Raw genomic sequence first — 11,890 nt, forward strand, 5'->3', positions numbered from 1 at the left:
GGATGGGGATGAACGAGAGTGAAGACGGGTCCTGGCTGGCAGAGAACGGGGTACAAATGGATTACCATGACTGGATTAACAGCTGTGCTGTTGACGGGATGGATGCTGCTGGATTCACAAAAGGTAGTGCTTAGAGGACAAGCTTCGGTTACAACGCCCCAAGCTTTGGGGGTAAGTCCCCAAGCCTTATCAACAAAGTCGGCCTATAAACAAGGAGAATCCGTTACGCTCATGAATGATATCCCCCTGTTTCAAAACAGGAGGGACAGCAGTGTGGCTCCTGACCAAATGAAGATTGAATACTATACAACAAAAAACGAGAAGTATACGTTGGCATCGGTTCGTGGCGAGTGGGTGCAGCTTAAGTCATCCGATCATGGAGACTTTTGGCTGCCAAGTTGGTATGCCCTGAAGGAGAGCAGAAGCATGACGGAAACAGCTCCCCAAAACTTCACGCTCCGATCAGGCAGTAAGCTGTATCTGGCTCCGGATAGTTCTACAACTTGGTCTAGTGAGAAAGCGCTAACAGATAAGGCTGTTATTGTTGCAAAGTGGAAAGGCTGGTATGGGGTCTCCATTGCCCCACGAGTCTGGAATAAAGAATCCTTCACGTATCGGCCAGGACTCTTCTGGATCAAGTCACAGGCTATAGAACAGCGGATGAATGTGGCGGATGGTTGGTTCCAACAGGATACATCGCTGCCAACTTCGGTTATACGCCATCTGACAGATATTAAGCTGAACAAGGCAACCACCTCCAAACAAGTGGCTGGGTGGTTAGGCGAGCCGGATTGGAAAGAGAGTTCAAGCAATCTAAATTTCACGGGTTATTCAATGAGTATTGGACAGACCTGGAGATATGAGCGGGAAGATGCGCAATTTCTGGTCACATTCAACAAGAATGGCAGACTGGTCAGAACACGCTGGAATTTAGCACAGGATAATCAAAATGCTGTTGTTTCCGATTGGAACATCAGTCGGGCGGATGAATATGGGTTCACAACAAAAATCTATGGCACAACACTGCCAACGACAATCCCTTGGAAACCGGTATGGACCAACCAGGGGGATATTAACTACACTTTTTTACAAGTAGCCACGGATGATGTGCTCCTGATGAAAGGAGATGACGGTGGATTTAGCGGGGATTACTACGAAGGTTCCATATATGCTCTTGACCGACATTCGGGCCAGCAATTATGGGGGATTAATGGGGGCTTTGGAAGACAGCAGGCACAGGTGGATGCAGAGCGCAAAAACGTTACAATCTACACCGATTATGACCCTGATAAGAAAAAATACGTGGATCGTATTCGTCATCTGAACTTGAAGAACGGAAAGGTCATGTGGACGTATACTCCTAAGCAAAATTTTAGACTAAATGGCATCACTGCTGCGAAGAACGTTGTGGTTGTAGATAACCCGGTTGTTGAGAGCTCAAGCAACAGTTGGTTAACGGTTCTGGACAGTGCAAATGGAAAAACATTGTGGACGCGAAAACTGGCTACGGGTTATGAATTATTGAACAAGAGTGCAGATGACCCCTATGTGTTGTATTGGGAAAAGAATAAGCTGGTTGCAGCCGATCCGCAATCGGGCCGAATTGTATGGAGCTTGAAGGCCAAACGATCCACCATAGAACAATTTGTGAATGATCCATATTTTGATGGAATCGAACGTCGGGATCCCTTTGCAACCACGAATGCTGAAAGATGGCTATCACTAGACAATCAGTGGCTTCTGCTTGATCTGAACACGGGGAAAAAGCTTGCCCAATTTCCTGCTCGGGCAGGACAGAGATTTGAGGAGCTGAATGATGGCATGGTGTTGATCCGTGAGAACAAAAACGGCGATCATTACGGAGAATATGAAGATTTTACAACCACCCTGTATGATGCCAAGACAGGCAAAACACGCTGGACGCTCAAGGGCAAGATTGAACGAGGACTGGTGGAAGAGGATCAGTTGTATGTGATTAAGAATGGCTATCCGGCGGCAGTGGATTATAAAACGGGGGAGACACGTTGGAATGCCAAAGATGCGATTGCAACACTAAGGCATCCGACGAATCAGGGAAGTTATCTGGTCATTGATGATCAGTTGCTGCTGCCCATGGATGAGAATTGGTTGGTATTGAATAAAAACAATGGAGCCTTGTTAGGTCGTGTACATGACGTGGTGATGGGAAACCCGGAGCATCGCGACCGGGATGCGAAGAATGGAACGATCAACCGGATCGGCAATGAAGTGTATGTGGGTTCGTCCAACGGACGTTTTCGCGTGTATGAAGCCAGCCGCCTTCAGGAGGCAATCTCACCTTAAAAGCTTGTCTCATCAGGGATGTTGATTTATTATAAATGAACAGGATTGCTCGCGCTCCGGTTATCGGCTGTGCGGGCTTTCTTCATGTGTTCTTGAAGAACCATGCATGATCATTCACGGGAGGACTCTCCATGATCTCATTATATGGTGTAAGCAAACGTTATATCGAGCGCGGTTCCCGTGCAGATCAGGGATTCGAAGCATTAAGCTCGGTGTCCCTCGAAGTGGGACAAGGAGAAATACATGGCATCATCGGATCGAGTGGTGCAGGCAAATCCACACTTCTGCGGATGCTCAACGGACTGGAAAAGCCGGATGATGGTGAGGTTGTTGTGAATGGGCAGCACTTGACCCAGATGAATGAGCGCACGCTGCGTCTTGCACGAAGGTCCATTGGCATGATCTTTCAACACTTCAATCTTGTCAGTAACCGAACGGTGAGTGGCAATGTCTGTATGCCGCTGGAACTGGCAGGGATGTCCCGTACACAGCGAGTCGAACGCGGACTTGAGGTGCTGCGGTTTGTTGGACTGGAAGACAAGGCAGATCAATATCCTGCTCAGCTTAGCGGAGGACAGAAGCAGCGTGTGGCGATTGCGCGAGCGCTGGCCAGTCGTCCGGATGTGCTACTCTGTGATGAACCAACCTCTTCGCTTGATCCACAGACCACGAACGGTATCCTGGATGTGCTGCGACATATCAATGAAACGCTGGGCGTGACCATTGTTGTAGTAACGCATGAGATGGAAGTGGCTCGCAGACTATGTCACAGGATATCCGTCATGAAGGATGGGCGACTCGTTCGTACGTTGTCTAAAACGGAAGTGAGCAGTATCCCCGCTCCGCAGCCTGATCTGCTGACCTCCTTGCTTGCGGGTGACGAATACGGGATGACAGGTTCGTCTCTGTTCCGTCAGGCAGAACAGGAGGACAAGTCATGAGGTTACCTGAGTCTGTGCTGAAATATCAGCATGAGATATGGCAGGCGATTGGAGAGACTTTTGTCATGGTGGGCATCTCCATTGCGGCAGCTGTTCTGATCGGGTTACCTCTGGGTACTCTGCTATACTTATTCCGGAAAGGACAACGGTATCAGAATCAAACGCTGTCCTTTGTACTCGGTAGTGTCGTCAACATCATTCGTTCGTTTCCATTCTTACTGCTGGTTGTATTCATGATTCCATTCACACGGATTGTTGTGGGAACGTCCATCGGTACGCTAGCGGCAACCGTGCCACTCTCGGTCATTGCGATTGCCTACTACGCCAGACTGGTGGAACAAGCGTTGCTGGATGTACCGAGGGGAGTGGTTGAAGCTGCTGCTTCCATGGGGGCATCGACGATGCAACTCGTGGTGAAATTCTTGTACGTGGAGGCACGATCTGGTCTTGTACTGGGACTCACGACAGCTACGATTAGCTTCATCTCTTACTCGACGGTGATGGGTATTGTAGGTGGCGGCGGGGTTGGTGATTTCGCCATTCGCTACGGTTATCAGCGCTTCGAAACGGAGATTATGGTATTTACGATCATCATTATGATTATCCTGGTACAGATGATCCAATTCACAGGTAGCAGACTGTCCCACTGGCTGGATCGCAGATCCTGAACGGTCGGACCGTGCATTATTACGAATAACCAATACAGATTATACGATGAGGGGTAGACATGAAATGAAAGTAAAGATGATGCTTATGTTGCTTGCAGTAATGCTGGTTGTAGCTGCTTGTGGCAAAAAAGAAGAAACACCTGCGGCTGAAGGAACAAAGGAAGACACACAAGCTGCACAAGAAGTTACGTTGAAAGTAGCTACGTTGATTCCACCGATGACAGATGTGCTGGATATTGTTAAACCGCTTTTGAAGGAAGATGGCGTCAATCTGGAAGTTGTTGTATTGTCAGATAACGTCCAGCCAAATACGGCACTGGCGAACAAGGAAGTGGATGCAAACTTCTTCCAACACGTGCCTTACATGACCCAGTATAATGAAGCGAACAATGCCAATCTCGTGGCTGTACAGCCTATCTATAATGCCATCTATGGCGGCTACTCCAAAAAGTACAAAACGATTGAGGAATTGCCAGAAGGTGCAACGATTGCAATTGCAAACGATCCTTCCAACATTGGTCGCTCTCTTGTGATGCTGGAGCAGAACGGGTTGATTAAGCTGAAAGAGGGCGTAGGTTTTAACGCCACACAGGCAGACATCACCGAGAATACAAAGAACTTCAAGTTTGAGGAAGTGGACTTGTTGATGCTGGCTCGTATGATGGATGATGCTGATCTGGTAGCCATGACACCGGCATATGCCAGTCCGCTCGGTCTTACACCGAAAAAGGATGCATTGTTAACCGAGAAGGATGATTCCCATTTTGCGATCACCATGGTTGCTCGTGAGGATAATAAGGACTCCGAAGCGATCCAGAAGCTGGCTAAACGTATGGCGGGTCCAGAGGTCAAAGCCTTCTTCGAAGAGAAATATGCAGATATTGCGATCCCGGCATTTGAATAGAGAATACGTTGGTCCAATGTAAATAACCTTTAGATCTGAGCGATAACGCTTGGATCTTTTTTTGTCATCTGCATGCTTATTAATAAGTATTTAGAAAGTTAACAATTTGGTCATATCCCCGGAACACTTTATTTAATAGTTTTTTCGTATAATTTGTTTGAAAATAGTTATTTTAATTTGACACATGTGTCAAATATATCGTTTAATTATATAAACCACGTGGCCATAGAATTATATACTAAGAGATTTGTTCAAGTTTTTAGTGTAAAAAGTGTTTTTTTTACAAGAATTGAGACCTGGTTTTTTAAAAAGATAGTTTACAATCTGTGAGAGCTTTACAAGAGCTATATAAGTTGTATGAATCATTTAACGATTGGAAGGTTGTTCTGTTAACGGAGTGGCAAGTGTAAATAATCTCTAGTTCAACTTATACGTAGACCAAGTAAAACTAAAATTAATCTGGAAGAGGTAGAGTAAATTGTCCCAAAAAAATAGCAAATCGACCTGGTTCAACAAGATGAATAAGAACTTTAAGACCAAGCTGGTGGTGTCCTTTGTTGCTTTCTTAGCCATTCCTTCGTTAAGTATTGGATTTTTATCGTATAACAGTGCGAAAGATGAAGTGGAGAAGCAAATTTTACATAGCGCGATGGAAAACGTGAACCTTGCCAGTGCAACGATAGATCTTTCGATCAATGCCAAGCGGAACCACATTGAATACTATGCGAATACACTTGCAGAGCAATTACGACAAGAAGATGCCGAGGTTCGGGTTGTGAACGAATTGAAGGGGTATGCAACGCAGAACACAGATATCATCACCATAGGTGTAGGCACAGAGGCAGGTGTGTATCTGATGTCCTCTGATGCAGAAATGCCTGAAGATTACGATCCCCGAGTGAGACCTTGGTATACGGAAGCGATGAGAAATCCGGAGCAGGTCATTGTTACAGACCCTTATATTTCTACCGAAACAAAAGAGATCACCATTACGATTGCAAAGGCACTGGAAGACCAATCTGGTGTGGTTCAACTGGATCTCGATCTGTTGGACATTAGTCAATTGGTTAGCGGAATTAAATTAGGTGAACAGGGGTATCTGATTCTATTGGATACCAGCGAAAAGTATATCTACCATCCCACGGTAGGACCCGGAACAGATGCAACAGAGGATTTTTGGAAACCGGTGTATGCGAATGAATCGGGCAACTTCAACTATTCCCTTGATCAAACGGATAAAGTGATGTATTACGCTACAAATGCATCTACCGGATGGAAGGTCGCTGGGACCATGTTCTCTTCTGAGGTAGACGATGCGGCTGCACCAATTTTGAATCGAATGATTATTGTTATTGTCTCCTGCCTCGTCGTTGGTATTGTGATTATCTTGCTTGTGATGCGATCCATCATTAAACCGATTCGTCAGTTGAAGGATCAGGCGATCCAGGTGAGTGAAGGGGATCTAACCCAAACCATTACTAGCACAAGCCATGATGAGATTGGTGAACTGAGTGATGCCTTTGGCAAAATGCAGAGCAATCTGCGTGTGCTGATTCAAAATGTGGAGAACAGCGCCAGTCAGGTAGTCATCTCATCGGATGAAATGACTCAGAGTGCGGAATCAACCAGTGCAGCCAGTGAGCAGGTAGCGCGAGCCATTCAGGAAATTGCAAGTGGTGCGGAGAAACAGACCGAAGGTATTGAACATAACCATCAGGCCATGAATGAAATTACGATTGGTATTACAAGAATCGCCGAACGTTCCATACATGTCGCTGATTTGGCGAAACATATAACCGTACAAGCAGAAGAAGGCGGCAACACCGTCAAGCAGACGGTGAGTCAGATGCAATCGATTCAAGAGACGGTAGAACAGACAAATCAATTGATTCAGGCGTTATATGAACGATCACACCAAATATCAGCGATCACGGAGTTAATCGGAAATATAGCCAAACAGACAAACCTGCTCGCGCTGAACGCATCCATTGAAGCTGCTCGTGCAGGTACACATGGCAATGGATTCGCCGTTGTAGCAGCAGAGGTTCACAAGTTGGCAGAGCAATCCGGGCAGTCCGTCAATGAAATCACCGTGCTGACTACGGCGGTTCAGGAAGATATGGCTGCTTCCGTTCGCATGATGGAGAAGGTGACTTCAGAGGTTGGAGAGGGCATGGACATCTCTACAGAAGCGATTCGGAAGTTTGAACGTATTCTGGATAGCATGCGGGAAACGACACCTCAGATTGAAGAGATTGCTGCCACGTCGCAAGAGATCACAGCAGGTGTGCAGGAAGTATCAGCTGTATCCAATGAGTTGGCAGGCATTGCGTCTGGCAACGCCACAACTTCCGAAGAAGTGGCCGCTTCCTCAGAGGAGCAACTGGCAGCGATGGAGCAGATTTCTTCATCGGCTCGTGGCTTGTCTACCCTGGCTGAAGAGCTGCAGCGCCTGATTAGACAGTTTAAGTATTAAACGGGATCGTAGAAGAGAGTATCACACAGGGACAGCATCACATCATGTTTCATTAGAGGGAGTGGACAACCATGCAACTGGAACTCAAAGCCTTCTTACTGCTAACGGATGCGGTCATGATTACAGATGAGGAGGGTGTGATTCTGGATGTGAATTCCGTTTATGTAACCAAAACAGGATTCTCACGGGAGAGCACCATAGGTCAGCCTGCCCGATTGCTAATGGATACCCACTGGAGAGGAAATCAGACCTGGTCCGGCGTAGCCAAACTGATGAAGGCCGATCAGGAAGTGTGGGAAGCCCAAGTTACGATTACATCGGTTCATTTGGATGATTCTCTTTTTTATATCAGCATATTTAATGATGAATTTTCATGAAAAAAAATTGTTGTTTGGTGATAAGGGTATGTTAGCTGAAAGTAGTAATTATTTTCAAAAAAATGGTCAATATCTTCAATTGAATAAGGGAGTCCGGCATACTATGATTTGTGTACTGGGGAACTGCGACCATGAATCTGACAACATTCATTGAATGCATGAAATCCTGAAGTCGTAATGTGGACGGTGACCATTTGCTACGCGATCTTGTATTAAATTTCACGCTAATTTTGATCTTTGTTTTCCTAATTCATCACTATCTGAACCATACAAATGCTACCCGTTCAACATCCATCACGACTCGGATTATTATTGGTATTACGCTGAGCATGTTGGGCACGGCGCTCTATTATTTCTCTATTGTGCTTGAGGATGGTACATTGTTGAATTTCCGGGCCAGTGTGTATCTGCTTGCTGCTTATTTTGGTGGGAGTGGATCTGCTTTCGTTACTTTTGCATTCATGTGGATTTTTCGGATTAATATGGGGCGTAATCCCTTGTTGGAGAACTGGCAGTATGCGTTGACAGAGTTGTTATTTGTTGTAGCCATATGTCTGATCTTTAAGTATATCAGGGGATTTATGCAGAAGTGGTTGTCCGGAGCGTTGCTGCTGATTACTGTGTATGAACTTTCTGTACTAAAGACCTATTCTCCTTCTCTGTTAATGATGGGGCAGATTCTCTTTTTTCAATGTATCTGCCTGCTGTCCGTTATATTATTCCTGTATTATCTGAACCAAAATCATCGATATAGGAGATTGGTCATTCAGAGGGATCAGGAAATGCTGGAGATGCTTCGTATGCAGCCGGGTTTTACTTTTAAAATCCGAAAACAGAACGGAAAATTCGAGTATCTTGTGCTTGAGGGAGAGATGCTCTCCCAACTGGGCTTGGATATGAGTAGTCTGAAGCAAGATTACAAACTGGGCACATTGGATATTTTACCTCAGGAGAAGGTAGAGTTTCTGCGAAAGCAGTTTAACCGGGCATGGGAAGGGGAATCTTTTTTTTACGAGATTGAGCATGAAGGTTACTATTCGCTGGTGAAAGTTCGCCCTCTGCTAGAAGAGGGTGTGGTGAAATATGTCGTGGGATATGGACTTGATATTACGGAACACAGAGCGGTTAAACGAAGGATTCAAGAAAGTGAAGAGCGATATCAAACACTTGAGCGAGTGTCGGCAGACTGGTTTGTCGGTTTGGATAACAACAGATGTATAGTGTCGGTTAATCAGAAATTTCTGGATATTCTCGGTCTCGGAAGGCAGGAAGTGATTGGGCGTCAGCTTGAAGAATTGTTGTTCATTGAGCAGCTGGAGAACTGGTTATTCGTTTTCCAAAAAGCCTTACATCACAATATAGCACAGGATACGGAACTGAGTTTCATTATTGGAGAAGGTCATGAGCAGCATGTTCGTGTTCACCTATACCCTGTTAGAGTATTAAACTCGAGTGAGAAAATTAAGGCAGTCATTCATGACATTTCGGATCACTATAGACGTGTTAAGGCTGACAAAGCAAGCCAGGCGAAGAGTGAGTTTCTCGCATTCATGAGCCATGAGATTCGTACCCCACTGAGCGGCATTATCAACTTTTCGTTGTTGCTTCAACGAACAGATCTATCTCCACAACAAAAGGATTATTTGAGTAAAATCAATGCGTCCTCCCAAACCTTGCTTGCCCTCGTAAATGATATTCTTGATTTTTCAAAAATAGAGGCAGGCAAGCTGATGTTGGAGAAGGTCTCTTTTTCACCAGAGGAAGTGATCAAACGTGTGGCAGATCAGATCGGTGTGGCTATTGGGCACAAAGATATCGAAGTGATCTTTACAACCGATCCCGATCTGCCATTAACGGTAATTGGTGATCCGTTCCGACTTGAACAGGTGATATTGAATCTGCTCAGTAATGCGATTAAATTTACGGAGCATGGATATGTAACGCTTCAGGCAGAGGTACTTTCATTGGAGGCGGAGCGAGTTCATGTCCGTTTTGAGGTAGAGGACACGGGAATCGGAATGTCACCCGAACAATTGGAACGACTTTTTGTCCCGTTTACTCAAGCGGAACCCTCGACGTATCGAACATATGGTGGCTCTGGTCTTGGGCTGGTCATCTGTTACCTTCTGGTCACCTCTTTGGGAGGAAGCTTGCGGGTGGATAGTGTGCTGGGAGAGTACAGTCTGTTTTCATTCGACTTGATATTTGAACTTGCAGATTCGGAAGAAGAAGAGAGTTTTTCCCTGCAGACATACCCTCTCCTATATGGTGCGAATGATGTGGTTATCATTGAAGATGATGAACGGATGGGCGCAAATCTGAAGCAGCTGCTCTATTCATTCGGTATGAATCCGAAGCTGTATACTTCCTTGAACCATATGATGGAGAGTGATTGGTATACTCCTGAAGCCGAAGGGACAAGTTCGATGTTGATCATGTTGGATATGGATATAGAAGACACAGTTAACAGTTCGTTATGGGACAGTTTCATGAAGCGAATGAATCGAACCAAATTTCAAATGGTGGGTTATACCCATGCTTTTAGTGAAAATGCCCTGTGGAGTGAGGAGAGATCCTTTCGCCCGGATCTCATGATGATCAAACCGATTACACGTCTGGGATTATTCGAAGTATTACTTGCACTTCAGGGTGAAGGGCCATTGGAGAAAAAGCGGATGATAGAATACGATGAATCTTATTTGCTTAAATCCAAAGGGCACATTCTGATCGCTGAAGATCATGAAATCAATCAACTGGTCATTCGGGCCATGCTGGAACATACCGGATTCAAGGTGACGCTGGCAGATAGTGGCACAGAGGTTTTGAAGAAATTGGATGAACAAACATGGGAACTGATTCTGATGGATCTCTATATGCCAGATATGAACGGAATTGATGCAGCAAGGCACATTCGCAAGATGAGGAAATATGATCGTACCCCTATTATTGCGCTTACAGCGAGTAGTTTAAAAAGTCACCATGAATTATATCTTGAAGCAGGCATGAATGCCATACTGACTAAACCCATACATGAACAGCAGCTCGCAGACATTTTGGAAATATGGATTGATCTAAAAGGCATAAGAGATATCAATGGAATTGATGCAGATAAGGCGATCAGACAGATGGACGGCAAGCCCCATATTCTGCAATATGCGCTCACGAAATTTAGGGCGGAGTATGACTCGTTTCAGAATAAACTGGCGATTCAACATCAGCAACAGCAGATTGCTGATGTCATTCGTAGTGTTCATTCTCTTCGAGGCGTAGCTGCGAATCTACATGCGGTGGACCTGATGTGTGTGGTTCTCCAATTGGAATCGCTCCTGTCCCGTCCGTTAATCAAAGATGAGGAACTGCGTTCGGAATTGGAGAAGGTACAACAGGAAATTGATAAAATTACCGAGTCCCTGCCATGGTGATCGGAATGAAGCTGTGTTGTTTTAAGGTGTGAACTTATATCCGACCCCCCAGATGGTTTGAATGTATTGGGGGTTTTTTGGATTGTCCTCAATTTTTTTGCGAAGCTTGGTAATGTGCACATCGATGGTGCGATCATTAATGTAGGCATCAATACCACGAATGGCTTCAATCAGGGCATACCGACTGTAGACCTTGCCAGGATTGAGGATAAACAGCTTCATGATCTCAAATTCGGAAAATGTCATCTCCACGCGCTGGTTATTCAACAGAACGATTCTTCGGGCCAGATCGAGAGATATTCCGGTTTCCTGTTCAGTGACAACAGAGCTGTTCAATATGGAGTAGCGGCGCAATACGGCCTCAATACGTGCCTTCAGCTCCTGCATGCTGAAAGGCTTACATACATAGTCATCAGCCCCATCTGTTAATGATCGAATCCGCTCAGAAACCTCGGTTAACGAAGAGATGACAATGATGGGGATTGCTGTATGCTGGCGCATGAGAGAACTAGGATTCTTATTACCCGAATCAGGGAGCATCAAGTCAAGAAGCAGGATATCAGGCCGCGCTTGAAGCTGTAGAAGACCATCTCTTGCGTTATCGACACGGATAACATCATACCCTTCACCTTGCAAATACAAGGATAATGTATCGCCTAACATGTTGTCGTCCTCTATGATAAGCACTTTCGTCATGATATTCCTTTCTGAACCCCCTTCTTGTAGAAGGACTAAGATCCATGGATTACTTCATATACCTGATATTTAAAACATGCAACA

General features: G+C 45.3%; 8 protein-coding genes. 7 read left to right on the top strand and 1 reads right to left on the bottom strand.

What is annotated here, in order from left to right:
* Positions 1 to 18 precede the first annotated feature (18 nt).
* The 7 genes from ACETMN_RS04675 to ACETMN_RS04705 all read left to right on the top strand — a co-directional run bounded on the left by ACETMN_RS04675 (position 19) and on the right by ACETMN_RS04705 (position 11,110).
* Positions 19 to 2,322, top strand: a complete 2,304-nt coding sequence (locus tag ACETMN_RS04675; protein ID WP_091016084.1) for a PQQ-binding-like beta-propeller repeat protein — start codon at positions 19 to 21, stop codon at positions 2,320 to 2,322.
* Positions 2,323 to 2,453: 131 nt separating this feature from the next.
* Entirely contained in the window at positions 2,454 to 3,263 is an 810-nt protein-coding gene (locus ACETMN_RS04680; protein ID WP_091016082.1) for a methionine ABC transporter ATP-binding protein, read from the top strand.
* On the top strand, positions 3,260 to 3,931 hold the full coding sequence (locus tag ACETMN_RS04685; protein WP_091016081.1) for a methionine ABC transporter permease: 672 nt from the start codon (positions 3,260 to 3,262) through the stop codon (positions 3,929 to 3,931). Before ACETMN_RS04680 ends, ACETMN_RS04685 begins: the two co-directional genes overlap by 4 nt.
* Positions 3,932 to 3,977: 46 nt before the next feature.
* Positions 3,978 to 4,835: a MetQ/NlpA family ABC transporter substrate-binding protein gene (locus tag ACETMN_RS04690; RefSeq protein WP_091016079.1), complete on the top strand. Its 858-nt coding sequence runs from the start codon at positions 3,978 to 3,980 to the stop codon at positions 4,833 to 4,835.
* A 517-nt stretch (positions 4,836 to 5,352) separates the two neighbouring features.
* Entirely contained in the window at positions 5,353 to 7,311 is a 1,959-nt protein-coding gene (locus ACETMN_RS04695) for a methyl-accepting chemotaxis protein (protein ID WP_411736399.1), read from the top strand.
* Between the two features lie 71 nt (positions 7,312 to 7,382).
* Positions 7,383 to 7,688, top strand: coding sequence for a PAS domain-containing protein (locus ACETMN_RS04700; protein ID WP_036672654.1), 306 nt, complete (start codon positions 7,383 to 7,385; stop codon positions 7,686 to 7,688).
* A 194-nt stretch (positions 7,689 to 7,882) separates the two neighbouring features.
* Positions 7,883 to 11,110 carry a response regulator gene (locus tag ACETMN_RS04705; RefSeq protein WP_411735836.1) on the top strand — a complete coding sequence of 1,076 codons (3,228 nt, stop codon included), beginning with the start codon at positions 7,883 to 7,885 and terminating at the stop codon, positions 11,108 to 11,110.
* 21 nt (positions 11,111 to 11,131) lie between these two features.
* Here the strand turns inward: ACETMN_RS04705 and ACETMN_RS04710 are convergent, their stop codons facing one another.
* Entirely contained in the window at positions 11,132 to 11,806 is a 675-nt protein-coding gene (locus tag ACETMN_RS04710; protein ID WP_091015985.1) for a response regulator transcription factor, read from the bottom strand.
* Positions 11,807 to 11,890: the final 84 nt, after the last annotated feature.

Source organism: Paenibacillus sp. M2 (genome assembly GCF_046713495.1).
In the GTDB taxonomy this organism is placed as follows: domain Bacteria; phylum Bacillota; class Bacilli; order Paenibacillales; family Paenibacillaceae; genus Paenibacillus; species Paenibacillus amylolyticus_B.